At 66.0% G+C, this 23,814-nt stretch carries 29 protein-coding genes and 2 tRNA genes; 15 read left to right on the forward strand and 16 right to left on the reverse strand.

The genetic code is table 11. The features are described from left to right. The first annotated feature begins 27 nt into the window (after positions 1-27). Both AC1DOP_RS03785 and AC1DOP_RS03790 read left to right on the forward strand, forming a co-directional pair. Positions 28-1,125, forward strand: coding sequence for an NAD(P)/FAD-dependent oxidoreductase (locus tag AC1DOP_RS03785; protein ID WP_442122668.1), 1,098 nt, complete (start codon positions 28-30; stop codon positions 1,123-1,125). Between the two features lie 232 nt (positions 1,126-1,357). Beyond that, on the forward strand, positions 1,358-2,593 hold the full coding sequence (locus tag AC1DOP_RS03790; RefSeq protein ID WP_442122667.1) for a polyhydroxyalkanoate depolymerase: 1,236 nt from the start codon (positions 1,358-1,360) through the stop codon (positions 2,591-2,593). 46 nt (positions 2,594-2,639) lie between these two features. Here AC1DOP_RS03790 and AC1DOP_RS03795 read toward each other — a convergent pair whose 3' ends face one another. Genes AC1DOP_RS03795 through AC1DOP_RS03805 form a run of 3 tightly spaced genes read right to left on the reverse strand, consistent with a single transcriptional unit; the run spans position 2,640 to position 4,228 of the window. Continuing rightward, positions 2,640-3,275, reverse strand: coding sequence for a VTT domain-containing protein (locus tag AC1DOP_RS03795; protein ID WP_442122666.1), 636 nt, complete (start codon positions 3,273-3,275; stop codon positions 2,640-2,642). Positions 3,276-3,278: 3 nt separating this feature from the next. Continuing rightward, positions 3,279-3,662, reverse strand: coding sequence for a YfeK family protein (locus AC1DOP_RS03800; RefSeq protein WP_477249878.1), 384 nt, complete (start codon positions 3,660-3,662; stop codon positions 3,279-3,281). 59 nt (positions 3,663-3,721) lie between these two features. Further along, positions 3,722-4,228: an RcnB family protein gene (locus AC1DOP_RS03805; protein ID WP_477249880.1), complete on the reverse strand. Its 507-nt coding sequence runs from the start codon at positions 4,226-4,228 to the stop codon at positions 3,722-3,724. A 142-nt stretch (positions 4,229-4,370) separates the two neighbouring features. On the opposite strand from AC1DOP_RS03805, the gene rsxB reads away from it, so the two are divergent. Beyond that, the gene (gene rsxB / locus AC1DOP_RS03810) at positions 4,371-5,042 is read left to right on the forward strand and encodes an electron transport complex subunit RsxB (RefSeq protein ID WP_442122663.1); all 672 of its coding nucleotides are present in this window, start codon (positions 4,371-4,373) and stop codon (positions 5,040-5,042) included. Beyond that, a complete protein-coding gene (nth, locus tag AC1DOP_RS03815) occupies positions 5,039-5,716 on the forward strand; it encodes an endonuclease III (RefSeq protein WP_477249882.1) in 678 nt (225 codons plus the stop codon). Before rsxB ends, nth begins: the two co-directional genes overlap by 4 nt. Here nth and AC1DOP_RS03820 read toward each other — a convergent pair. The 4 genes from AC1DOP_RS03820 to AC1DOP_RS03835 are packed head-to-tail and all read right to left on the reverse strand — an operon-like array spanning position 5,706 to position 8,596. Continuing rightward, positions 5,706-6,074 (reverse strand): nuclear transport factor 2 family protein, encoded by a 369-nt coding sequence (locus AC1DOP_RS03820; protein ID WP_477249884.1) that lies wholly within the window; start codon positions 6,072-6,074, stop codon positions 5,706-5,708. The two genes, nth and AC1DOP_RS03820, sit on opposite strands and share 11 nt — an antisense overlap. 19 nt (positions 6,075-6,093) lie before the next feature. Beyond that, positions 6,094-7,533 (reverse strand): hypothetical protein, encoded by a 1,440-nt coding sequence (locus tag AC1DOP_RS03825; RefSeq protein ID WP_477249886.1) that lies wholly within the window; start codon positions 7,531-7,533, stop codon positions 6,094-6,096. Next, positions 7,534-7,959 (reverse strand): ExbD/TolR family protein, encoded by a 426-nt coding sequence (locus AC1DOP_RS03830; RefSeq protein WP_477249888.1) that lies wholly within the window; start codon positions 7,957-7,959, stop codon positions 7,534-7,536. Next, positions 7,949-8,596: a MotA/TolQ/ExbB proton channel family protein gene (locus AC1DOP_RS03835; protein WP_477249890.1), complete on the reverse strand. Its 648-nt coding sequence runs from the start codon at positions 8,594-8,596 to the stop codon at positions 7,949-7,951. Before AC1DOP_RS03835 ends, AC1DOP_RS03830 begins: the two co-directional genes overlap by 11 nt. Positions 8,597-8,794: 198 nt before the next feature. Here AC1DOP_RS03835 and AC1DOP_RS03840 point away from each other — a divergent pair, with 198 nt between their 5' ends. The 3 genes from AC1DOP_RS03840 to AC1DOP_RS03850 are packed head-to-tail and all read left to right on the forward strand — an operon-like array spanning position 8,795 to position 10,207. Then, positions 8,795-9,187: a VOC family protein gene (locus AC1DOP_RS03840; RefSeq protein ID WP_442122657.1), complete on the forward strand. Its 393-nt coding sequence runs from the start codon at positions 8,795-8,797 to the stop codon at positions 9,185-9,187. Further along, positions 9,184-9,711: a hypothetical protein gene (locus AC1DOP_RS03845; protein WP_477249893.1), complete on the forward strand. Its 528-nt coding sequence runs from the start codon at positions 9,184-9,186 to the stop codon at positions 9,709-9,711. Before AC1DOP_RS03840 ends, AC1DOP_RS03845 begins: the two co-directional genes overlap by 4 nt. A gap of 10 nt (positions 9,712-9,721) precedes the next feature. Further along, entirely contained in the window at positions 9,722-10,207 is a 486-nt protein-coding gene (locus AC1DOP_RS03850) for a hypothetical protein (RefSeq protein WP_477249895.1), read from the forward strand. A gap of 3 nt (positions 10,208-10,210) precedes the next feature. Here AC1DOP_RS03850 and proB read toward each other — a convergent pair whose 3' ends face one another. The 5 genes from proB to rplU all read right to left on the reverse strand — a co-directional run bounded on the left by proB (position 10,211) and on the right by rplU (position 13,671). Beyond that, the gene (gene proB, locus AC1DOP_RS03855) at positions 10,211-11,338 is read right to left on the reverse strand and encodes a glutamate 5-kinase (protein WP_442122654.1); all 1,128 of its coding nucleotides are present in this window, start codon (positions 11,336-11,338) and stop codon (positions 10,211-10,213) included. Next, complete coding sequence (locus AC1DOP_RS03860) at positions 11,335-11,745, reverse strand: hypothetical protein (RefSeq protein WP_442122653.1); 411 nt, start codon at positions 11,743-11,745, stop codon at positions 11,335-11,337. The genes proB and AC1DOP_RS03860 overlap by 4 nt, the downstream gene beginning before the upstream one ends. 1 nt (position 11,746) lies before the next feature. After that, positions 11,747-12,859 carry an Obg family GTPase CgtA gene (gene cgtA, locus AC1DOP_RS03865; RefSeq protein ID WP_442122652.1) on the reverse strand — a complete coding sequence of 371 codons (1,113 nt, stop codon included), beginning with the start codon at positions 12,857-12,859 and terminating at the stop codon, positions 11,747-11,749. 189 nt (positions 12,860-13,048) lie between these two features. Continuing rightward, positions 13,049-13,321, reverse strand: coding sequence for a 50S ribosomal protein L27 (gene rpmA, locus AC1DOP_RS03870; RefSeq protein ID WP_047824517.1), 273 nt, complete (start codon positions 13,319-13,321; stop codon positions 13,049-13,051). A gap of 38 nt (positions 13,322-13,359) precedes the next feature. Next, positions 13,360-13,671, reverse strand: coding sequence for a 50S ribosomal protein L21 (rplU, locus tag AC1DOP_RS03875; RefSeq protein WP_036230184.1), 312 nt, complete (start codon positions 13,669-13,671; stop codon positions 13,360-13,362). Positions 13,672-13,940: 269 nt separating this feature from the next. Between rplU and ispB the strand changes: the two genes are divergently transcribed. The 3 genes from ispB to AC1DOP_RS03890 all read left to right on the forward strand — a co-directional run bounded on the left by ispB (position 13,941) and on the right by AC1DOP_RS03890 (position 15,168). Beyond that, positions 13,941-14,930: an octaprenyl diphosphate synthase gene (ispB, locus tag AC1DOP_RS03880; protein WP_442122651.1), complete on the forward strand. Its 990-nt coding sequence runs from the start codon at positions 13,941-13,943 to the stop codon at positions 14,928-14,930. Between the two features lie 51 nt (positions 14,931-14,981). After that, positions 14,982-15,058: transfer RNA gene (locus AC1DOP_RS03885), tRNA-Pro, on the forward strand. Positions 15,059-15,091: 33 nt separating this feature from the next. Continuing rightward, a tRNA-Pro gene (locus tag AC1DOP_RS03890) sits at positions 15,092-15,168 on the forward strand. 43 nt (positions 15,169-15,211) lie between these two features. On the opposite strand, the gene AC1DOP_RS03895 is transcribed toward AC1DOP_RS03890, so the two are convergent. After that, positions 15,212-15,610 (reverse strand): hypothetical protein, encoded by a 399-nt coding sequence (locus tag AC1DOP_RS03895; RefSeq protein WP_442122650.1) that lies wholly within the window; start codon positions 15,608-15,610, stop codon positions 15,212-15,214. A gap of 389 nt (positions 15,611-15,999) precedes the next feature. On the opposite strand from AC1DOP_RS03895, the gene AC1DOP_RS03900 reads away from it, so the two are divergent. Genes AC1DOP_RS03900 through AC1DOP_RS03915 form a run of 4 tightly spaced genes read left to right on the forward strand, consistent with a single transcriptional unit; the run spans position 16,000 to position 18,096 of the window. Then, complete coding sequence (locus AC1DOP_RS03900; protein ID WP_442122649.1) at positions 16,000-16,146, forward strand: hypothetical protein; 147 nt, start codon at positions 16,000-16,002, stop codon at positions 16,144-16,146. Between the two features lie 32 nt (positions 16,147-16,178). Continuing rightward, entirely contained in the window at positions 16,179-16,667 is a 489-nt protein-coding gene (locus AC1DOP_RS03905) for a MarR family winged helix-turn-helix transcriptional regulator (RefSeq protein ID WP_477249899.1), read from the forward strand. Further along, positions 16,660-17,409: a class I SAM-dependent methyltransferase gene (locus AC1DOP_RS03910; RefSeq protein ID WP_442122647.1), complete on the forward strand. Its 750-nt coding sequence runs from the start codon at positions 16,660-16,662 to the stop codon at positions 17,407-17,409. Before AC1DOP_RS03905 ends, AC1DOP_RS03910 begins: the two co-directional genes overlap by 8 nt. Positions 17,410-17,445: 36 nt before the next feature. Further along, positions 17,446-18,096: a glutathione S-transferase family protein gene (locus AC1DOP_RS03915; protein ID WP_442122646.1), complete on the forward strand. Its 651-nt coding sequence runs from the start codon at positions 17,446-17,448 to the stop codon at positions 18,094-18,096. Between the two features lie 6 nt (positions 18,097-18,102). Here AC1DOP_RS03915 and AC1DOP_RS03920 read toward each other — a convergent pair whose 3' ends face one another. Next, positions 18,103-19,305, reverse strand: a complete 1,203-nt coding sequence (locus AC1DOP_RS03920) for an MFS transporter (RefSeq protein ID WP_477249902.1) — start codon at positions 19,303-19,305, stop codon at positions 18,103-18,105. A gap of 99 nt (positions 19,306-19,404) precedes the next feature. Between AC1DOP_RS03920 and AC1DOP_RS03925 the strand changes: the two genes are divergently transcribed. After that, positions 19,405-20,349: a LysR family transcriptional regulator gene (locus AC1DOP_RS03925; protein ID WP_477249904.1), complete on the forward strand. Its 945-nt coding sequence runs from the start codon at positions 19,405-19,407 to the stop codon at positions 20,347-20,349. A 2-nt stretch (positions 20,350-20,351) separates the two neighbouring features. Here the strand turns inward: AC1DOP_RS03925 and AC1DOP_RS03930 are convergent, their stop codons facing one another. Beyond that, positions 20,352-20,981, reverse strand: a complete 630-nt coding sequence (locus AC1DOP_RS03930; protein ID WP_442122643.1) for a head GIN domain-containing protein — start codon at positions 20,979-20,981, stop codon at positions 20,352-20,354. 100 nt (positions 20,982-21,081) lie between these two features. Next, positions 21,082-23,805: a molybdopterin-dependent oxidoreductase gene (locus AC1DOP_RS03935; RefSeq protein ID WP_477249907.1), complete on the reverse strand. Its 2,724-nt coding sequence runs from the start codon at positions 23,803-23,805 to the stop codon at positions 21,082-21,084. Positions 23,806-23,814 lie beyond the last annotated feature (9 nt).

Here is a 23,814-nt window from a genome sequence, read left to right on the forward strand (position 1 = left end):
GCCGAACCACATCAACAGGATATACGCATGACTATCAGTGCTGCCCAGGAAGTGGGCACCATCGCTCCCAACAGCTCTTTTGCCGGCGCCATCGAAGCCGATGCCGTGATCATCGGCGCGGGCCCTGTCGGCCTGTTCCAGGTGTTCGAACTGGGCCTGCTTGAAATCAAGGCCCACGTGATCGACTCGCTGCCGGCCGTCGGCGGCCAGTGCGTGGAACTGTACCCGGACAAGCCGATCTACGACATCCCGGCCGTGCCCGTCTGCACTGGCCAGGAACTGACCGACAACCTGCTGAAGCAGATCGAGCCTTTCGACCCGACCTTCCACCTGGGCCAGGAAGTCACGACCGTGCAGCGCCGCGAAGACCAGCGCTTCAACGTCGAGACCTCGACCGGCACCCGCTTCATCACCAAGACCATCTTCATCGCCGCCGGCGTCGGCTCCTTCCAGGCCCGTACGATCAAGGTCGACGGCATCGAGAAGTTCGAAGGCGAGCAGCTGTTCTACCGCGTCAAGGATCCGGCACCGTTCGAAGGCAAGAACCTGGTCATCTGCGGCGGCGGCGACTCCGCCCTGGACTGGGCCCTGAACTTCGTCGGCAAGGCCGAATCGGTCGTGCTGGTGCACCGCCGTGAAGACTTCCGTGCCGCCCCGGCCTCGGTCGCCAAGATGAAGCAGCTGTGCGACGAGTACGAGATGCAGCTGATCATCGGCCAGGTCACCGGTTTCGACGAAAAGGACGGCCAGCTGTCCGAAGTGAAAGTCACCGGCGCCGACGGCGTGACCCGCCGCGTCCCGCTGGACATGCTGATGGTGTTCTTCGGCCTGTCGCCGAAGCTGGGCCCGATCGCCGAATGGGGCCTGGACATCGAGCGCAAGCAGCTCAAGGTGGTGGACACCGAGAAGTTCGAAACCAATGTGCCGGGCATCTTCGCCGTGGGTGACATCAACACCTACCCGGGCAAGAAGAAGCTGATCCTGTCGGGCTTCCACGAAGCCGCGCTGGCCGCCTTCGGCGCCGCGCCCTACATCTTCCCGGACAAGAAGATCCACATGCAGTACACGACGACTTCGCCGAAGCTGCACAAGATCCTCGGTGTCGAGACCCCGGTATTCGACTAGAACGTTCCGTTACCGACGTACGACAAAAAATGCCCCGCCAGCGCGGGGCATTTTTCTTATGTAGGGCACCTAACCGAAGGCGGATAGGGAACTGTGATACTAATGTTGCAATGCACTATTTTTTCAATGGCGGTCATCATTTCATGTTGCCCCATGCCAAGGCAATTGGCCTATAATTGATTGAATCTGCTGCGCAACCATTCTGTAAGCAGAGCAATGTGAAGGAAATAATATGCTTTATCAACTGCATGAGATGCAACGCTCCTTCCTGAACCCGCTGATGCAGTGGGCCGATGCCTCTGCAAAGCTGTTCACGAATCCCGTCTCGCCGTTCGCCCACACCCCGTTCTCCCAGCGTATCGCCGCCGGCTATGAACTCATGTACCGCCTGGGCAAGGATTACGAAAAACCGGCCTTCGACCTGAACTCGACCACGATCGACGGCCAGACCGTCGGCATCATGGAACGCACCGCGGTCAGCAAGCCCTTCTGCAAGCTGATGCATTTCAAGAAAGACATGCCGGACGCCGATTTCGCGGCGCTCAAGCAGCCCACCGTGCTGGTGGTTGCTCCATTGTCGGGGCACCACGCCACGCTGCTGCGCGACACCGTGCGCGCCCTGCTGCCGAACCAGGACGTCTACATCACCGACTGGGTCGATGCCCGCATGGTGCCACTGTCGGACGGACCGTTCCACCTCGACGACTATATCTACTACGTGCAGGACTTCATCCGCCACCTCGGCCCGGACGTGCACGTGATCTCGGTCTGCCAGCCGACCGTGCCGGTGCTGGCCGCGATCTCGCTGATGGCGACCAACAAGGATCCGAAGCTGCCGAAATCCATGGTCATGATGGGCGGCCCGATCGACCCGCGCAAATCGCCGACCGCGGTCAACGACCTGGCCACCGAGAAGCCCTTCTCCTGGTTCGAGAACACCGTGATCTACGCGGTGCCGGGCAACTACCCGGGCTTCGGCCGCAAGGTCTATCCTGGCTTCCTGCAGCATGCCGGCTTCATCGCCATGAACCCGGGCCGCCACGCCCAGAGCCACCGCGAGTTCTACCAGCACCTGGTGCGCGGCGACGACGATTCGGCGGAAGCCCACCGCAAGTTCTACGACGAGTACAACGCCGTGCTGGACATGCCGGCCGAGTACTACCTGGAGACCATCAAGACCGTGTTCCAGGAGTTCCGCCTGCCGAAAGGCACCTGGGAAGTCGGCGGCCAGCTGGTGCGCCCGCAGGATATCGAGAGCGTGGCCCTGTTCACCATCGAAGGCGAACTGGACGACATCTCGGGCGCCGGCCAGACCCAGGCCGCCCACGAGCTGTGCACCGGCATCCCGGCCGAAAAGCAGCTGCACTTCACGGCGCCGAAATGCGGCCACTACGGCATCTTCTCGGGCCGCCGCTGGCGCGAGATCATCTGCCCGATGATCGGCGAGTTCATTCGCAAGAACGCCTGATTTTCAGAGCGCCCATGCAAAGCCGCGGATTGTTCCGCGGCTTTTTTCATTCCGCGCGCCCGCGTTCCATCAACCAGCCGGCGATGCCCGGCGCCAGCGACAGGGCGACGATCCCGAGCAGCACCATGGTCAGGTGCTCGCGCACCCAGGCGATATTGCCGAACAAGCGCCCGGCGGCCAGCAGCGCGCCGACCCAGACCAGGCCGCCGGCCACGTTATAGGCAAAGAAGCGGCGATAAGCCATGCTGCCGAGCGCGGCCACGAAAGGCGCCATGGTGCGCACCACCGGCACGAAGCGCGCCAGCACGATGGTCTTCGGACCGTGGCGCTCGAAAAAGGCGCGGGTGCGGTCGATGTGTTCGGGTTTCACGAAGGGCAGGCGCCGCGTGTCGACGGCCCGCTTGCGCACCAGGCCTCCCGCCGCGTAGTTGGCGCTGTCGCCGGCGATGGCGGCCAGCGCCAGCAGCGGGAACAGGATCGCAAGATTGAAGGTGCCCTGGGCCGCGAAGGCGCCGGCCACGAACAGCATCGAGTCGCCCGGGAGGAAAGGCAGGATCACGACCCCGGTCTCGATGAAGATGACGGCGAACAGCAGCAGGTAGACCGCCATGCCATGGCTGGCAGCCAGGGCGGCCAGGTGGGTATCGGGATGGAGCAGCCAGTCCGTCAGCGTATGCCACATGGACTATTTATGCTCGCCGGCCCGGTAACGCTCCAGCTCGGCGTTCAGCCATTGCGCGCTGGTGATCGGCTGTCCATTTCCGCAGCGGACCTGGTAGGCCCGGTGCGTGAAACTGCTCTCCGAGGCCGCCCGTTCGATGAAGGCGCGGGTGTCCGGCACCAGATTGCGGCGCTGCAGGTAAGCGTATTTGTCCTGGAGATGGTCGCGCGCCGCCTTGCTGTCGTGCCAGCTGCCGTTGCGATTGAACTGGCAGCCGGACTGGGCGACGAAATCGAGCAGGTGGGCGATTTCCTGGCGAGCATGCACGTCCTGCTGGGCCCATGCGGGCGCACACGTGCACATGGCGAGGGCGATGGACAAGGTTGTGAACGGCTGTCTGCGGCGCATGGCTTCCCTTCCGGTGTGTCACCTACCGGGGCCGCCCCACGCGGGGGCAGCCCACGGCTTCAGTGATTGATGATCAGGTCTGCGATCACGCCGGTGGCAATCGCCGCCAGCACATAGTCGCCACCCGTCTGCACCCAGTGATAGCCCCGCGGCGGCGGCCGCAAATGATGTTCCCGATAATTGTTCACCACATATTGGTGGTTGCGGTAGCGTTCGGGCAGGCGGTCGCCGCGGCGGAAACTGTGGTCCGGACCGGCGCCGCTCCAGCGGCGCTCCTCGCCCCAGCCTTCGTTGCCGGCGCGGCCGCCGCCACGGGCCTGGTAGCCATCCCCGCGGTTGTCGTATCCATGGTCGCGGCGGCCGTCGTCACGGCGGTTGTCGTCACGGCGGTTGTCGTCACGGCGGTTGTCGTCACGGCGGCCGTCGTTGCGGTCGCGCTGGCTATAACGGTCGCCATGGTCGTTGCGGTCACGGTCGCCTTGATAGCGGTCCTGGGCAAAACTCGCGGCGCTGGCGCTCAGCAGTGCAGTGACCAATGCCGGAATGATGAGGTGCTTCTTTTCCATAAGACCCTCCAGTAGTTTATTGCCTGGGTCCAGTAGACCACCATCCACAACTACTGCTCCGTTCGTTGCCTCACGAAACCATGTAGGACAAAGGCTGGTCGTTTATCGGATAATGGCGGTTTAGAACATTGCGCGACCCATCGTGACGAAGACCCTCGCCGACCAGATTGAAGACCTGTTGCCGCAGACGCAGTGTACGAAGTGCGGCTATCCCGCCTGCCGTCCGTACGCGGAAGCGATCGCCAGCGGCGAGGCCGACATCAACCGCTGCCCGCCGGGCGGCATGGAGGGCGTCGCGCGGCTGGCGCGGCTGACGGGCCGTCCCGTCATCCCGATCAATCCCGCGAATGGCCTGGAGCGTCCGCGCCCGGTCGCCTTCATCGACGAGAACCTGTGCATCGGCTGCACCCTGTGCATCCAGGCCTGCCCGGTCGACGCCATCCTCGGCGCGCCCAAGCAGATGCACACCATCCTGCCCAGCCTGTGCACCGGCTGCGACCTGTGCGTGGCGCCCTGCCCGGTCGACTGCATCGCGATGATTCCGGTGACCGGCGAGCGCACCGGCTGGGACGCCTGGTCGCAGGAACAGGCCGACGCCGCGCGTGCGCGCCACGACTTCCGCACCGAGCGCCTGCAACGCGAAAAAGAAGAAAACGATGCGCGCCTGGCCGCCAAGGCCCTGGAAAAGATGCGCGCCGTGACCGCCGAAGAAACCAACACCGCCGAAGAGCTGGCCGAGAAGGAGCGCAAGCGTGCCATCATCGCCGCCGCCATCGAGCGCGCGCGCCAGAAGGCCGCAGGAAAACCCGAATGAACGCAACCAAGCGCTACGAGATCTTCACGCGCTTTCGCGCCGCCAATCCGCATCCGACCACCGAACTCGAATTCAGCACGCCCTTCGAACTGCTGATCGCGGTGCTGCTGTCGGCTCAGTCCACCGACGTCGGCGTCAACAAGGCCACCCGCAGGCTGTATCCGGTGGCGAACACACCGCAGGCCATCCTCGACCTCGGCCTCGACGAGCTGAAGACCTATATCTCGACCATCGGCCTGTACAACAACAAGGCCAAGAACGTGATCGCCACCTGCGAGATCCTGGTGAACCAGTACGGCGGCGAAGTGCCGCGCGAGCGCGAGGCGCTGGAAGCCCTGCCGGGCGTGGGCCGCAAGACCGCCAACGTGGTGCTGAACACCGCCTTCGGCGAACCGACCATGGCGGTCGATACCCACATCTTCCGCGTCTCGAACCGCACCGGAATCGCGCCGGGCAAGAACGTCGACGTGGTCGAGCAGAAGCTGCTCAAATTCGTGCCGAAGGAATTCCTGCAGGACGCCCACCACTGGCTGATCCTGCACGGCCGCTACACCTGCGTGGCGCGCACGCCCGAGTGCTGGAACTGCATCATCAGCGACCTGTGCGAGTTCAAGGACAAGACGCCGGCGCCGAAGAACCTCCTGCCCGCCGCCGTGCCTTCGCTCAGCGAGTAAGGAGAGTCATCGCGCCCGGCGCGAACGAGGCGCGCCGGATGCGTCCATCGATCACCTCGTAAATGCACAGCATCTCGAGGGTGCCCGGGCCTTCCGGGAAGTTGCGGGTGATGAGTTCGAAGTCGGTCACGAAGTTTCCCATCGCGGTGCGCGACAGCAGGCGCGCATGCAGGTCCGGCTCCGAAAAGCGCGCCAGGTAGCGCGGCCGCAGTTCTTCATGCCCCCTGGCCAGGCGTTCGCCGTGCAGCGCGAACTGCTCGGCGTCCGGCGCATAGGTGCGCATCAGGGCATCGATGTCCTTGGCGTTGAAGGCGTCCAATTGGGCCTGGACGACGGCGAGGGGCGAAGTATTTTCCATGGCCCTCGAGTCTACAGCATCATGCTGGCGTGAGAACGACGGAAAAGAACATCAGGTTCGTGCCGTTGTAGAGCTTCAGCAGGATCGTGTTGCGGCCCTTGTGGAAGTGCAGCTTGCGCTGGCCTTCGGTCAGGTTCAACAGCGCCATCTGCGTGTCCAGCGTGGTGTAGGGCTGGCGGTACCAGGGCTTGTCGCCGTCGCCGCTGTTCCAGACCAGGCGGTCGTTGAACCACAGCCTGGTGTCGTCGTCCCCGCCGATGTGCATCCACATGTCGGTGTCCTCCTCGACCATGACCTCGGTGTAGGCGTAGTAGACCGCGCTCTCGGCGCGCGGGCGCGGCACGAAGGGATAGTCGGTGTCCTGCTGCCAGATCCAGCGCACCGGTTCGTCGTTCTTGCCGTAGTAGACCGCGTCCAGGTCGACGCCGCGCTCGGGCGGATAGACGGCCTCGATGCTGTCGCGTCCGCGGCCGGCGAAGGGACCGATCACGTACCATGTATTCAGGTAGATGCGGTTGGCGTAGCTGCCGCCGCGGCCCAGCGTGCGGCCGGCGCCGGTGCGCACCGTGGCCGCGTCGACGACCGGCGGCGCGAGGAATTCGCCGTAGCGGCGCTGGTCGCTGAAGCCTTCGCTCGACATGTCCAGGCTGCTGCCGGCCAGCGCAGTCGGCGTGTTCATCCCGAGGCCGCTGGCCAGGGCGTCGAGCCGGCCGCCCATCGACGCCGACTGGCCGCCCGGACCGTTGGTGGCGACGCCGCCGTTCATGGCCCCCAGCCCGCCCTGCCCGGCATCGGCGGTCTTCGCGAGCTGGCCGGTCTGCCCACCCTGGCCGCCGCGGCTGCCCGGGCCACGCTGTTGCCCCTGCTGGCTCAGCTTGACGCCCTGCTGCTGCGCCATCAGCTGGGCGCGGCGCTGCGCCAACGCGGCCCTGGCGTCGGCGGCCAGCTTTGCCACCACCGCTTCCGGCCGGCCCTTGGGCAGCGCCGCCTTCGGCTTGCCCGCCTCCTCGGCCTGCACGCGCCTGAGCGCCTCGTTTTCGGGAATGCCCAGCACACGCGCCATCTCGGCGGCGCGCACTTCCTGCTGCACCTTCCCGATCGCCTCCATCAGCTGGCGCGCCCGCCGTGCCGGATCGCTGGCCGGCGGCGCGCCCCTGGCCCCGCCCTGCCTGCCCTCTCCGGCGGGCGCGCGTCCGCTGCTGCTCTCGAGCGCGTCCCGGATCTCTTCCATGCTCCGCAACTCGCGCTGCATCTCGCGGCGCGCGGTCTGCCGCAGCGATTCGTCCACCTGCGCGCGCAAGCCTTCGTCGCGCCTGAGTTCCACGCGCACCGGGCCGGCGCCGATCAGGGCAAGCAGCAGCACGCCATGCGCGGCGGCCGACAGCGGCAACCAGGGCCGGCGCAGCGCCAGCTGCCGCAGGCTCGCACGCTCGAGCTTCGGATCGGCCAGGGCTTCCATCTACTGCCGCCGCGTCAGCATCGCGATATTCGTCAGGCCCTCGAACTGGCACAGGTCCAGCACGCGGACGATGCTCTGGTAATGCACGCGGCCGTCGCCCTCGATGCGCACCGGGCGTCCCGGCTGGCGCCGCGCCTCCTCGCGCAGGCGCTCGTGCAGGGCTTCGGCGCCCATGCCTTCTCCGCCGATCGAGACGACGCCGGCCTGGTCGACCCGGATCACCAGCGGATCCGGCGCCGCCAGGGCGCGCACCGGCGTCGCACTGGCGCGCGGCAGCTGGATCGGCAGCGGCTTGTCCTTGTGCTGCTGCTCCTTCTGCTTGAACGAGGTCGCGACCATGAAGAACATCAGCAGGAAGAAGATGCAGTCGATCAGCGCGATCAGGCCGATCTCGGGCTGCTCGTCGCCGCCGAGGTCAATGCGCACGGTATTCCTCCCCCATGTGCTCCCGCGCGCGGGTCTCGTCCAGCAGCCTTCCCAGCTGGCGTTCGAGCGTGATGCCGATATTGACCATGCGGTTGCGGAAGAAGTGATGCATCGCCAGCGCGGGCAGCGCCACCGACAGCCCGGCCGCGGTATTGACCAGCGCCTTCGAGATGCCGCCGGCCAGCAGGGTCGGATCGCCCATGCCGTTGAAGGCGATCACGTGGAAGGCTTCGATCATGCCGATCACGGTGCCCAGCAGGCCGACGATGGGCGCGATGGTGGCCACCACGTTCAGCGCATACGCCTTCTGCTGCTGCAGGCGCAGCTCGGTGGACGCGATCTCGGCGGAGCGCGCCGACAGGGTCTCGACCGGCAGGCGCGAATGGCCGGCCATGAATTCCAGTACCCGCGCCAGGCTGCTGCGGCTTGCGCCGGCGAGTGCCGCCAGGGCCGGGTAATCGCCGGCGCGCCACAGGTCGAGGGCTTCGTCGGCCAGCGCCTGCGGCGCCACCCTGGCCACACGGAAGTTGGCGAAGCGCTCGAGCGACACGGCCAGTGCCAGCACGGACAGGGCGCCGATCACGACGATGCCGGTGCCGCCCTCCAGCAACTGTGAGGCGAGGTTCAATTCCTGCATGGCTATCCTTCCCGTGGATGTTCTTGATTTCGAGATAATGTAGCATGAAGCATCCATTAACTAGCAATCTTTATTTCCATATTGTCGCAATAAAAATACTCGAACGATGCCGACTCAAGCTCTCTGCACCAGTTTCCTGATTCCCGGGATGCAACAATCCACGCACATTCGCCGCTCATAAACTGTTAGTCTTGCAACATGTTTTCTCATGTATTCGTCGGCACGGCCGACTTCGACCGCTCCCTCGCCTTCTACGAACCGCTGATGTCCCTGCTCGCCATCGCGCAGCGCTTCTGCGACCGCTCCCGTCCCTGGGCCGGCTGGCAACTGCCGGGCCAGCCGCGGCCGCTGTTCCTGGTCGGCGCGCCCTTCGAGGGCGAGCACGCCGCCGGCAACGGCCAGATGACGGCTTTTCTTGCCCCGGACCGTGCCACCGTCGACCGCGCCCATGCCCTCGCGCTCGCCCACGGCGGCAGCTGCGCCGGCGCCCCGGGACTGCGCCCCGACTACCACGCCAATTATTACGGCGCCTATTTCCGCGACCCCGACGGCAACAAGCTGTGCGTGGTCTGCCACGAGGCACGACCATGAACGATATTTACCGTCCGGCCCTGCTGCTTGCCTGCCTGTCCCTGGCCTGCGCGTGCAGCAGGACGGCTCCCGCACAGGACCCTGTCCACGATATCGAGACCGCCCGCCGCAATGCCGAAACCCTGCGTGCCACGCTGTCCGCACTGCCGCCGGCGTGCACGCTGGGAACGGCTGCGCGGGCGCCGCAGGGCAGCTGGCTGATCGCACCCAGGGCAATGCCGGAACCCGGCCGGCCTTCCACCTTCGTCGAGCTGTTCGATGCCCCGGCCACCGCCAGCGCGGTGCGCGCGGGACTGAACCGCGCGGCGCTCGCCGCGCTCGACAAGGTGGAAATCCGCGACGCCGAGGGCAAGTGGACCGGGCTCACGCCGGTCGGCGTCCACGAAGCGCCGGCCGGCTGCGGCTACGTGTGGCTGCAGCAGGACCTGGGCGGTGCGCGCCAGGTGGCGGCGCTGCGCTACACTTTCCGCCGCAGCGACGAAGCGGTGATCCTGGCCGATGCCGCGATCTTCAAATCGAATTAAGGAGGACACCATGCCTGAGCATTTCATGACACGTGCGCGCGCCCGGTTGATGCTGGTGTTGATGACCCTGAGCTGCATGGCGGCGACGCAGGCCGCCACCGGCGTTCGCTACGGCGTGGCGCCGGCACTGGACTGCCAACAGTGGGGCAAGACGGCCGCGCAGGGCCGCTGGGTGGAGGCGAACGGCGTCGCCGTCGAAGGCAGTCCGGCGCGCCGGATGAGCGTGAGCTTCGACCAACCGGTCGCCACCGACACGATCCATGCCGCGATGAACGGGATGGGCGCACGCGACCTGGCGCTGGTCGAAGTGCAGGATGGGAACGGCGGCTGGCATAAGGCCTGGGAGGGACGTATGCCGGCGCCGGCGCCGGGTGTCGAGCAGACCTGCTTCGAACAGCAGCTGCCGCAGAAGCAGGTGGTAGAGGGCCTGCGCTTCACTTTCCGCGCAGCGGAAGACCAGGTCGAGCTCAATCACGCGGCGCTGCTGCGCCGCTGACTGTCAGAGCAGCACCAGGTTATCCCGGTGCACCAGCTCCGGCGCCTCGACATAACCGAGGATAGACTCGATCTCGGACGAGGCATGGCGCATGATGCGCTTCACTTCGGAAGCGGTGTAGTTGGTCAGCCCGCGCGCGATCTCGGCGCCGTCTTCGTTCACGCAGGAGACGAGGGCGCCGCGCCCGAATTCGCCGCGCACGGCGGACACGCCGATCGGCAGCAACGACTTCCCTTCCTTCACCAGTTTCTGCACGGCGCCGGCATCCAGCACCAGTTCGCCGGCCGTGTGCAGGTGGTCGACCATCCACTGGCGGCGCGCGGTCAGGCGCGCGGTCGGCGCCAGCAGCTGGGTGCCGATCGCCTCGCCGCCGGCCAGGCGCACCAGCACATTGTCTTCCCTGCCCCAGGCGATCACGGTATGCGCGCCCGAACGCGCGGCGCGCTTGGCGGCCAGCACCTTGGTCAGCATCCCGCCGCGGCCGATGCTGCTGCCGGCGCCGCCGGCCATCGCTTCGAGCGTGGTGTCGCCGGCTTCGGCTTCCTGGATCAGCTTCGCGGACGGGTCCTTGCGCGGATCGGCCGAATACAAACCTTTCTGGTCGGTCAGGATGACCAGACCATCGGCCTCGATCAGGTTGGCGACCAGGGCGCCGAGGGTGTCGTTGTCGCCAAACTTGATCTCGTCGGTGACCACGGTGTCGTTCTCGTTGATGATCGGGACCACGCCCAGGCGCAGCAACGTGGTCAAGGTGGAGCGCGCATTCAAATAGCGTTCGCGGTCGGCCAGGTCGGCGTGGGTCAGCAGCACCTGGGCGGTCTTGACGCCGTGGGTGGCGAAGCTGGTTTCGTAGATCTGGGCCAGGCCCATCTGGCCGCAGGCGGCGCAGGCCTGCAGTTCGTGGATGTCGGTCGGGCGTGCGGAAAAGCCGAGGCGCAGCATGCCTTCGGCGATCGCGCCGGAAGACACCAGCACGACTTCCTTGCCGAGGGTGCGCAGCGAGGCGATCTGCGCGGCCCAGCGCGCGATGGCGGCGTTATCGAGGCCGCGGCCTTCGTTGGTGACGAGCGAGGAGCCGACCTTGACGATGATGCGGGCGGCCTGTTGGATGACGGAGGTGGCAGGATTCATGGCGACAGAAGCTTTCCGTGCGGGCGGAGCAGCAGCAGCGCCAGGCCGACCAGCAGCTCGATCCCGCTAACGACGAACAATGAGCCCTGGGGCAGGCCGATCGCGAAGGACGCGACGATGCGGCCGAGCGGCTGCGCCAGGATGAATAATGCTGCGAGGTCGCCGAGGATGGGCTGGTCGCCCCGCCTGGCCGCCAGCAGAGCCAGCCCCGCGGTGGCGAGGCGCACTCCGACATAGATGGCGTAGAACTGGCTGTAGCCGTTCACGCCGACGAGAAACAGTCCCAGCGCGTTGGCGATCCGGTCCGGATCGAGCAATGCCGACAGCGCGGCCAGCGAACTGGCCACGGCGGTCACCTGCAGCAGCTGGCTGCGCAGGTGGAGGCGACGCGACGGGCTTGGCAGCAAATCAGTCTTCGAGGATCTTGAAGCGGGGATCGTCCGGATCGATGGACGAGATGCCGCGCGCTTCTTCGGTCATCTGCTTTTCTTCCGAGCGGTGTTCCGCGTGGCGCTTCTCTTCCAGGTACTGGTAGATCGCGTGGATGAGGTCTTCGCAGCCTTCGCGGTTCAGGGCCGAGATCTCGAAGACCGGACCCTTCCAGGCCAGCTTCTTGACGAAGTCCTTGACCAGCTTCTTGCGCTCGTCCGGAGGCACGACGTCCAGCTTGTTCAATACCAGCCAGCGCGGTTTGTTGACCAGTTCCTCGTCGTACTTCTCGAGTTCCTTGACCAGGGCCTTGGTGTCCTTGACCGGGTCGCTCTTGCCGTCCGCCGGCGCAAAGTCGACGATGTGCAGCAGCAGGCCGGTGCGGCTCAGGTGGCGCAGGAACTGGTGACCCAGGCCGGCGCCTTCCGCCGCGCCTTCGATCAGGCCCGGGATGTCGGCGATCACGAAGCTCTTCGCGTGCGAGACGCGCACCACGCCGAGGTTCGGATGCAGGGTCGTGAACGGATAGTCGGCGATCTTCGGACGCGCGTTCGACACGGCGGTGATGAAGGTCGACTTGCCGGCGTTCGGCATGCCCAGCAGGCCGACGTCGGCCAGCACCTTCAGCTCGAGGCGCAGCGCGCGGCGCTCGCCTTCCTTGCCTTCGGTCTTCTGGCGCGGCGCGCGGTTGGTCGAGGTCTTGAAGTGGATGTTGCCCCAGCCGCCCTCGCCACCCTTGGCCAGCAGTTCGACCTGCTCGTGTTCGGTAAGGTCGGCGATGATCTCGCCATTGTTATCGTCGATGATCAGGGTGCCGACCGGCATGCGCAGGTAGACATCCTCGGCGCCCTTGCCGTAGCAGTCGGAGCCGCGGCCCGGTTCGCCGTTGCGCGCCGTGTGGACCTTGGAGAAACGGAAATCGACCAGCGTGTTGACGTTGCGGTCGGCGATCGCCCAGATCGAGCCGCCGCGGCCGCCGTCGCCGCCGTCCGGACCGCCGAAGGGACGGAATTTCTCGCGTCGGAACGAGGCGCAGCCGTTGCCGCCGTCACCGCCGATGACTTCGATTCTTGCTTCGTCGATAAACTTCATGATGAACCACCAAAACTGAGGGCTATGTCACTGTTAAATGTGCCACAAGATGGGCCCATGGATCCGCACTTAACGGTGACAACGCCAGAAATTAAAAAGGCCCTACCTGAGGGCAGAGCCTATCGATTGCAAGGCTTGCGCCTCACGTCGCGGAACCTTGCCAGAGCGAGGTTCCGCTGGCCGCTTTATTTAAGCAGCGACTGCTTCAGCAGCAACGACGGTCACGTACTGCTTCGAGCCGACGCCTTGCTTGACGAACTTCACGGTACCGTTCACCAGGGCGAACAGGGTGTGGTCCTTGCCCAGGCCAACGTTGGTGCCCGGACGGATGGTGGTGCCGCGCTGACGCATGATGATGCCGCCTGCGTTGATCGACTGGCCGCCGTAGACTTTCACGCCAAGGCGTTTGCTTTCTGAGTCACGGCCGTTGCGGGTAGTACCGCCGCCTTTTTTGTGTGCCATTTAGATGCTCCTTGATGACTGATGAGGACGCGCGGCAATTAGCCGTTGATCGCAACCACTTGGATTTCGGTGTAGTTCTGGCGATGGCCCTGACGCTTCTGGTAGTGCTTACGACGACGCATCTTGAAGATACGCACTTTGTCGTGACGACCGTGCGAAACAACAGTCACGCGAACCGAAGCACCTTCCACCAGCGGAGCACCAAATTTGATGCTCTCGCCCTCGCCGACGGCGAGAACCTGATCGATAGTGAGTTCGGAACCAATGTCTGCCGGTATCTGTTCTACTTTGAGTTTTTCGCCAGCGACAACTTTGTATTGCTTGCCACCGGTTTTTATGACCGCGTACATGATTTGAAACCTCATTAATTGTTTAAAGAAATTCCAGCGAACCCGGCGTACAGCGTGCCCAGGATTCGGGGAACAGAGGATTATACATAATTTGGTGCAGGGCGTCAAAACTGCTGTGGCAGCGAAACCTCATGCCGCTTCCGCAGCCGCACGTGGCAAAGGCCTCCTCCCGGCCAAACCGATGTGAAAAAGCGCGAGTTTTGCTTGCTTATCGTATAATCGCGCCACTTATCACGTCCACACCGCCCACAACGTCACGCAGGTCCGCCTTGTCCGCCGCCACCAATACCGCCCAACAGAACCCCATCACCCGCACGATCGCAACCGACATGGAGGCCGTCAACGGCGTGATCCGACAGCGGCTTCAGTCGGACGTCGCACTGGTGAACCAGATCGCCGAATACATCATCAGCGCCGGTGGCAAGCGGATCCGTCCGGTACTGGTGTTACTGCTGGCCAACGCCTACGGCTACAAAGGCGCCGGCCATCACGAACTGGCCGCCGTGGTGGAGTTCATCCACACCGCGACCCTGCTGCACGACGACGTGGTCGACGAATCCTCGATGCGCCGCGGCCGCCAGACCGCCAACGCGATGTTCGGCAACGCCGCCTCGGTGCTGGTCGGCGACTACCTGTACTCGCGCGCCTTCGAGATGATGACCAGCCTGGACAACATGCGCGTGATGGAAATCCTGTCGCGCGCCACCACCGTCATCGCCGAGGGTGAAGTCCTGCAGCTGCTGAACATGCACGATCCGGACGTCACCCAGGAAAGCTACCTGACCGTGATCCGCTCCAAGACCGCCAAGCTGTTCGAGGCCGCCGCCCAGCTCGGCGCCCTGGTGGCCGGCGCCAACGACGCCCAGATCGACGCCGCCGGCGAGTACGGCCGCTCGCTGGGCACCGCCTTCCAGCTGATCGACGACGTGCTCGACTATGCCGGCGACGCCGCCGAGATCGGCAAGAACGTCGGCGACGACCTGCGCGAAGGCAAGCCCACCCTGCCCCTGATCTACGTGATGGAAAACGGCAGCGCCGAGCAGCGCGAACTGATCCGCAGCTGCATCGAACAGGGCGACGAGACCCATTTCGACGCCGTGCTGTCGGCCGTCACCACCAGCGGTGCGCTCGACTATACGCGCCGGGAAGCCGAAGCCGCCGCCGAGCGCGCAGCCGCCGCCATCGCCGACCTGCCGGAGAGCGAATACAAGCAAAGCCTGCTCCAGCTGTGCAGCTTCGCAGTTGACAGGAACCACTGAGGCAACTATAGTAATGCCTTCCCGAGATTCGGCGACGGATCTCAAACCAGTCGGGGTGTAGCTTAGCCCGGTAGAGCGCTACGTTCGGGACGTAGAGGCCGGAGGTTCGAATCCTCTCACCCCGACCATCAGTGTTTTCCCTCAGCAGTACCCATACCAGTCGGGGTGTAGCTTAGCCCGGTAGAGCGCTACGTTCGGGACGTAGAGGCCGGAGGTTCGAATCCTCTCACCCCGACCACCTCATCTTGCTGGTTCACAGCGATCCTTCCTGCCAGCCGCACTCACTCCGCTCTACGCTGTTTCAGCAATTTATTGATTTCGTTAACGGCGTTCTGCTCGTCGATTTGGAAACCATTTGGCTCGATGGTGGCCTTGAGCGTCTGAAAACCGACAAAGAGGCCGCCGGCTCCCATGAGGAACGACGCCAGATCAGCCTTGCCATTGATGGTCGCCCACGCAGCAGCGCTCGCAAACAAGAGAACACAAAGTACGTAGAGTGGCCTCAACCTCTTGATTTTCCTCGCCTGCTCAAGGCGGATATTTTCCTGTCTGAAGGGCCTCTCCTCCAGCAACTCTTCATTCGAGCAATAGATCAGCAGTTTGTGCTGATTATGCGAGTTGTCGGTTACGTTAAAGTCTCCCTGGACGTTGATCTGCCCACTATTATTAAAATCTTGCAACGGCAATCTCCTTGATTCGCTTTATCGTCATCTTGGGCACTTTTGGCGCCTGTCCCGAAAAGTATCTTAGCATCAATACGGCATCGGCAAATTGAGGGCAAGGTGCCGCGACACGGCTTGCCGCACCTCCATGGCAACATGAGGGAAATGAAAAAACGTGCACACAAGCAGGATGAGGATGCCTTCCGGCGCTTCATGCGCAAACTTAGCGCAGCTCTGCCGTCTGAAGGAGTGCCGGCCGATCCAGACGAGGCGAGGATCACCGAACTGGAACGGCGCGTCAACGCGATACGGCGCGGCATGCGCAGGACGGCAAGGCGCCCCGCCGCCCGATAGGCCATGCCACGCCGCTGTTCCTGGTACCGGCGCCGGTCGAGGCCGCGGACCTGGTGTTCGCCTCGGACATCCTCCCCATCCTCGCCATCCTCGTCTTCATCGGCGCCAGGATGCTGCTGCCGGACGTGGTCGGGCTGATGCTGGCGGCGGCGGTCGCGGCCAATCCGCTGACGTCGAGGACGGATCCACCGCGTCGTTGAATTTACATTAGCGCTAATGTATTATCGGGCGCATGGATACCAGACAGAATCCCGGACTCGGCGAACTGCTCCGCTACGTCAACGACCTCGTCGAACAGGGGGCCGAGGAGCATTACCGTGCCATGCGCCTGAATTACCGGGCGCGCTACACACCGGTATTGCGCGCCCTGCACGCCGGCGCCCGCACCGTCACCGACATCACCGAAAGCACCCGCCTGACGCAAGGCGCGATCAGCCAGACCGTCGCCCTGCTGGACGGCGACAGACTCGTGTCACGCCACGCCCTCGACGACGGGCGCAAGACCGGCATCCGGCTCACCGCGTCCGGCCGCGCCCTGGTCCGCAAGCTGGAACGGCACTGGACCGCGACCTTTGCCGCCATCGACCGCCTGGAACAGGAAATCGGCTATCCGCTCAGGCAGGTGCTGGAGGCCGCGGCCGGGGCCCTGGAGCGCGAAGGCTTCGCGTCCCGCGTGATGGCCGCGAAAACCGAACTACAAGGAGAGAATGCCAATGACTAATCCACCGGCACGCAACTGGTTCGACCAGGGTGGCCGCGCCTACGCCCGCTTCCGCCCGGAATACCCGCGCGAGCTCGCGGCCTGGCTGGCCTCGCTGGCGCCGGACCACGACACCGCCGTCGACGTCGGCTGCGGCAACGGGCAACTGACCCAGCTTCTGGCGCCCTGGTTCAATAAAGTGGTCGGGCTCGACCCGAGCGCCGACCAGATCGCGAACGCCATCCCGAACGAGCGCATCGCATACCGCTGCGCGCCGGCCGAGCAGCTTCCCCTGCTTGATGCCAGCGCCAGCCTGATCACCGCGGCCCAGGCCGCGCACTGGTTCGACCTGCCGGCCTTCTACCGCGAGGTGCGCCGGATCGCCAGGCCGGGTGCGGCCGTGGCCCTGGTCAGCTATGGCGTGATGAAACTCGAAGCGGAACTCGACGAGCGCTTCCAGAAGTTCTATTGGGACGAGATCGGGCCCTACTGGCCGCCGGAGCGCAAGCTGGTCGACAGCGGCTACGCCACCATCGCCTTCCCCTTCGAGGAGCTGGCGCCGCCCGCGCTGGAGATCCGCCTCGACTGGCACCTGTCCGAATTCCTCGGCTATCTGACCACCTGGTCGGCCGTGCGCAGCGCCAGGGAAGCGGGACGGGAAGACCTGCTGATCGCCTTCGCCAACGATATCGGTGCGGCCTGGGGCGACCCGAACCGCAGGCGGCCGGTGCGCTGGCCCATCAATATGCGGATCGGTAGATAATCACCGTTCGATCGCCATCGCCGAAAGGACCCGCACATGAGCATCACCATCACCGCTTTCGAACGCTCGCCGGACGGCGGCAAGGGACTGGCGCGCGACACCCGCGTGCGCTGGGCACTGGAAGAAGCCGGCCAGCCCTACGCGGTGCGCCTGCTGTCCTTCGGCGCGATGAAGGAAGCCGCCCACCTGGCGCTCAATCCCTTCGGCCAGATCCCGACCTACGAGGAAGACGGTCTGGCGCTGTTCGAGACCGGCGCGATCGTCTTCCATATCGCCCAGCGCTTTGCCGGCCTGCTGCCGGTGGATGCGCATGCCCGGGCACGCGCCATTACCTGGATGTTCGCGGCGCTGAATACCGTGGAGCCGCCTATCCTCGACCTGTTCACCGCCAGGATCCTCGAGGGCGACAAACCATGGGCCGCGGAGCGCCTGCCGCTGGTCGGGGATCGCGTACGCAGCCGCCTGCGGCAGCTGTCCGCTCGCCTTGGCGATGCCGACTGGCTCGACGGCGCATTCAGCGCGGGCGACCTGATGATGGTGTCGGTGCTGCTGAGGGCAAGGTCGTCCGGCATCCTGGCCGAGTTTCCGAACCTAGCCGCCTATGTCGCGCGCGGCGAAGCGCGCCCGGCCTACCGGCGCGCTTTCGCCGCGCAGCTGGCGGTCAATACTGCCCCGCCGCCGGGCTGATTTCCCTCAGTTGCGGGCCCGCAGGCGTACCAGCAGCGCGCCGATCGAGGAGACCGTGGCCAGCAGCACCACGCCGGTCCAGCCCCAGGCCGCCAGAGCCTGGGCGCCCAGCAGGCCGCCCAGCGACATGCCGACGAACATGCAGGTCATCAGGATCGCGTTCAGGCGGCTGCGCGCTTCCGGTGCGATGCCGTAGACGATGGTCTGGTGCGAGATCAGGCTGGCCTGCACGCCCAGGTCGAAGCCGACCGTGGCCAGGGCCAGCAGGGCCAGCTGGGCCGGCGCCGGCAGCAGCGGCATCAGGAACATCGATGCGAACGAGACCACGGTCACGCCGACGGTGATGCGGATGACGCGGGCCGGGCCATGTCGGTCGGCCAGGCGGCCGGCGAAGGGCGCGGCCAGGGCGCCCATGGCGCCGGCCAGGCCGAAGGAACCGGCGGCGGCCGAACCGAGGTGGAACGGGGCTTCGTGCAGCATCACGGCCAGGGTCGACCAGAAGGCCGAGAAACCGAGCGCCAGCAGGGCCTGGGCCAGCGCCGCCTGGCGCAGCTTCGGATATTGGGCCCACAGGTGGGCCAGCGACTTCAGCAGCGCCGGATAGGATTGGGTGCTGGTCGGCGCGAAACGCGGCAGGCCCCTGGCCAGCACCACCGCCAGCAGCGCGACGCTGACCGCGGCGGCAATGAACACGGTGCGCCAGCCAAAGTTCTCGGCGACGAAGCCGCTCACCACGCGCGACAGCAGGATGCCCATCAGCAGGCCCGTCATCACGGTGCCGACCGCCTTGCCGCGTTCGTGCGGCGGGGCCAGCGTGGCGGCGGCGGGGACGATGTCCTGGGCCACGGTGGCGAACAGGCCGACCAGCAGGCTGGCCGCCAGCAGCACGCCGAGGCCGGGCGCCAGGCCGGTCAGCAGCAGCGCCGCGCACAGGATCACGGCCTTCAGCAGGATGATGTTGCGGCGGTCGAAGCGGTCGCCCAGCGGCGCGAGCAGCAGCAGGCCGATCGCGTAGCCGAACTGGGTGAGGGTCGGGATCCAGCCGATCTGGCGCGGGCTGGCGTGCAGGTCGCCGGCCAGCACGCCGAGCGTCGGCTGGCTGTAATAGAGGGCGGCGACGGTCAGGCCGGTGCCGCCGGCCAGCAGGAAGGTCAGCGACGACGATAGATGCGGCTGGGCCGGTTTCGCGGTAGTGGTAGCGGAATTCATGGCTTGTATTGTTGATGGCTTCGAGGATGGTGCCATTATCGCCAGTACGGCCAGCGTATGGTAGACGCGCGTAACGTCGAAGTGTTATACGATGGACGTATGAACCTTGACCTCAACGGCGTTGTTTCCACCGCCGATCGCATGATGCTCGTGGAAACCTTCGTTCGCATCGTGGAGGCCGGCAGCCTGTCGGCGGCGGCGCGGCTCCTGGAGACCACCCAGCCGACCATCAGCCGGCGTCTCAAGACCCTGGAAAAATCGCTGGGCGTGCGCCTGCTGCAGCGCTCCACCCACGCGATGAAGCTGACCGACGACGGCATGCGCTGCTATACGCGGGCCAAGGAGCTGATCGCCGGCTGGCAGGAATTCGAGAGCGAGATCCGCGGCGCCGGCGAGGAACCGGTCGGGCTGCTGCGCGTGATCGCGCCGCACGCCTTCGGCCAGCAGCAGTTGGTGACGCCGCTGGTGGAGTACCTGAAGCGCTATCCGAAGATGACGGTCGACTGGACCCTGCACGACCGCACGCCGGACTTCATCGCCGAAGGCATCGATTGCGCGATCCGGGTCGGCGACATTCCCGACCCTTCGGTGGTGGCGATCCGGCTGGGCGAGGTGCCGCGCATCGTGGTGTGCGCGCCCGCCGTGCTGGAAGGCGGCGCGGTGCCCACCCACCCGGAGCAGCTGGCGGCCCTGCCCTGGATCTCGGTCTTCCCCTTCTACCGCAACGAGGTCGCGCTGACCCACGGCCAGAGCGGCGAGACGCAGCGCATTCCGATCCAGCCGCGCATGTTCACCGATAACCTGTACGCGATGCGCAATGCGGCCATGCTGGGCGTGGGCGTGGCGCTCGGCTCCTCCTGGGCGCTGCGCGAAGAACTGGAGGCCGGCCGCCTGGTGCAGCTGACGCCGGACTGGCATGCCGCGCCGCTGCCCATCCACCTGATCTATCCGCCGGCGCGCTTCTATCCGGCGCGGCTGCGGCGCTTCATCGACATCATGAAGGTGGCGGTGCCGCAGGCTTTCGGGATCCTGCCGCCGGGCTGAACTCAGTCGCCGGCCTTCACCGAACCGATGCCGCCGACCGATTTATTGACCGTGGCCGGCTTGCCGTAATAGGTCAGGCTGCCCATGCCCTGCACGACGGCGTCGAGCCTGTTCTTCGCATAGACCTTGACGTCGCCGATGCCGCGGAAGCGGATGTCGACATCGTTGGCGATCAGGGCCCTCGAATCGACTTCGCCCACGCCTTCGGCCTGCATCTTGAAGGTCTTCACTTCGCCGTTGATGCCCATGCTGCCGGCACCACGGTAGTTGACGTCGAGGCGCTCGCCGCGGATGTGATTCAGCTTGATCTCGCCGGCGCCTTCGACGGCGATGGCGCGCAGCTCCGGCATGGTGATGGCGATGCGCTGGTCGCCATCCTTGGTGCTGTAGCTCTTGTTACGCATGTGCAGGCGCAGTTCGCCATTCACGACTTCGCTCGTCAGCTCCTTGAGGAAGCGGGGGTCGCCGCGCACCGTCAGCGACTGCGCCTTGCCGGCGTCCACGGTGACGCTGATCGGACCCTGCACGCTGATCGAGGTGAAGGCCGGCGTGGTGCGGACCTCGCTCTCCGCCTGCGCGCCGGCGGCGGCGATGGAAAGGGCGGCGGCAACTGCAAGTGTGAATGGACGCATTGCATACTCTCGGTGGGGTTAAGGTGAAATCATTGTAAGCATGAAGTCCCCGCCATATTGTCTTTTTGAGATGGAATGCAGGATTCGCCGCCCGAACGGTTCAAACCCTTTCCTTTTCCGCTGCATGCACTTCCGCCAGCAGCGCGCGGATCTCCGGCACGCAGGAACCGCAATTGCCGCCGGCCTTCACGCAGGTCGTCACCTGCGAAGCGTCCCGCAAACCGTGCCTCTCGATGGCGATGCGGATGGTGTTGCGGCCCACGCCGAAGCAGGAGCACACGGTCGGTCCCGGATCGGCGCCCTGCTCCCTCGCGCGGCCGGACAGCAGGCCGATGCGGTCCTGCTGCGTCAAGGCCTCCTTGCCGAACATCTGCGCCAGCCAATTCCGGGACGGAGCACCGGGCGCCGACAGGTCCTGGCGCTGCGACACGAACAGGCAGGCCTCGATGCGGCCGTCGAGCAGGTGGGCAGCGCGGTAGACGCCGCCGCTTCGGTCTTCGAGTTCGATCCAGTCGGCGTCGTCGTCTTCCACCCGCAGCAGGCGCCGCGCCCAGCCGGCCGCTTCGGCGAAGGGATGGCGTCCGGCCAGCTCGTAGCGGATGAAGTCCCTTCCCTGGATGCGGGTCCAGTTGGCGGCATCTTCCAGCGGCAGTGCGGCGCGGCTGAGGATGAAGCCGTACCAGCGCACGCCGAAGGGTTCGATGCGTACCGGCGTGTGCTTGAATTCCGGCTCGCCCGAGACCGGGTCGACCGCCGGGTTCACCACCGCGCCGACCCGCGCGTCGGAAGCCGTCTGGCCGCTCCAGTGGATGGGCATGAAGACGCTGCCGCGCGCGATGCCGCCGCCATGCCGCACCCGCGCCACGCTCGCGCCCCAGCGGCTGCTCACGCGCGCCAGCTCGCCCTCCTTCACGCCGCACAGCAGCGCGTCCTGCGGGTGCAGGTCGACGAAGGGTTCCGCGACGTGCTCGGCCAGCCTGGCGGAGCGGCCGGTGCGCGTCATGGTGTGCCACTGGTCGCGCACGCGGCCGGTGTTCAGCACCAGCGGATAGTCGGCGTCGGGCGCGTGCGCCGGCAGCCGGGCGCGGGTGGCGACGAAGCGCGCCTTGCCGTCCGGATGGGAGAACATGCCGTCGCCGAACAGGCGCTTCGCGCTGTCGCCGGGACGGCGCACCGGCCACTGCAGCGGCGCCAGGACATCGTATTCGCGGCGCGTCATCCCGGCCAGGCCGCTGATGTCGAACAGGCGGCGGCGCTGGCTGCCGGCGCCGTTCTGCCAGCCCGACAGGCGGGCGTGCTCGTCGAAGATCTGGTGCGGCGAAGTGAAATCGAAGCCGTTGAAACCCATGCGGCGCGCGACCTCGCAGACGATCTCCCAGTCCGCCTTCGCCTGCCCCGGCGCGGATAAAAAGGCGCGCTGGCGCGAGATGCAGCGCTCGGAGTTCGTGACCGTACCGTCCTTCTCGCCCCAGCCGAGGGCCGGCAGCAGCACGTGGGCCATCGCATTGGTGTCGGTGCCGGCCACGATGTCGGAGGCCACCACCAGCTCGCACTTCGCCAGCGCGCGGCGGGCCTGGTCCGCATCCGGCAGGCTGACCAGGGGATTGGTCGCCATGATCCACACGGCCTTGACCTTGCCCTCCTCGATCGCGCGGAACAGGTCGACCGCCTTCAGTCCCGGCTTGTCCGCCATCCGCGGCGCATCCCAGAAGGCCTGCAGGGCGGCGCGCTGGGAGGCATCGTCCAGCTCCATGTGGGCCGCCAGCATGTTGGCCAGGCCGCCGACTTCGCGCCCGCCCATCGCGTTCGGCTGGCCGGTCAGCGAGAAAGGGCCCATGCCGGGACGGCCGATGCGGCCGGTGGCCAGGTGACAGTTGATGATGGCGTTGACCTTGTCGGCGCCGCTGGACGACTGGTTCACGCCCATGGTGAAGGCGGTGACGGTCTTCTCCGTGTTCGCGAACAGCTCGTAGAAGGCCAGCAGCTGGCCAGGATCGAGCCGGCAGGCCTTGGCCACGTCCAGCAGACTGCCGGCCTGCCCCGCCGCATCCAGCGCGTCGCCCAGGCCGGCCGTATGCGCGGCCACGAAGCCGGCATCGAGCGCGTCCCGGGTCGCCAGATACGCCAGCAGCCCGTTGAACAGCCAGACGTCGCTGCCCGGCTTGAGCGGCAGGTGCAGGTCGGCCAGGTCGCAGGTGGCGGTGCGGCGCGGGTCGATCACGACGATCTTCATCTGCGGCCGCGCTTCCCTGGCGCGCGCGATGCGCTGGTACAGGGTCGGATGGCACCAGGCCGCGTTCGAGCCCACCAGCACCAGCAGGTCGGCCAGTTCGAAGTCCTCGTAGCAGCCGGGCACGATGTCTTCGCCGAAGGCCCGCTTGTGGCCGGCCACGGCGGAGGACATGCACAGGCGCGAATTGGTGTCGATGTTCGCGCTGCCGATATAGCCCTTCATGAACTTGTTGGCGACGTAGTAATCCTCGGTCAGCAGCTGGCCCGAGACGTACAGCGCCACCGCGTCCGGGCCGTGCTCGGCGACGATGCGCCGGAAGCCTTCGGCCACGTTGCCGAGCGCCTCGTCCCACGACACTTCGCGCAAGGCGCCGCCGTCCCGCAGCATCGGCGCCAGCAGCCTGCCCTCCAGGCCCACGGTCTCGCCCAGCGCCGAGCCCTTCACGCACAGGCGGCCCTGGCTGGCCGGATGCGTGTCGTCGCCGGCGATGGCGAGCTGCCCATCCTGGCCGACCTGGGCGCGCACGCCGCAGCCGACGCCGCAATAGGGACAGGTGGTACGAACGGTGGTGGGAATGGCGGACAGCTTCATGCGGAGTTC

The organism is Massilia sp. 01N410, from assembly GCF_056399665.1.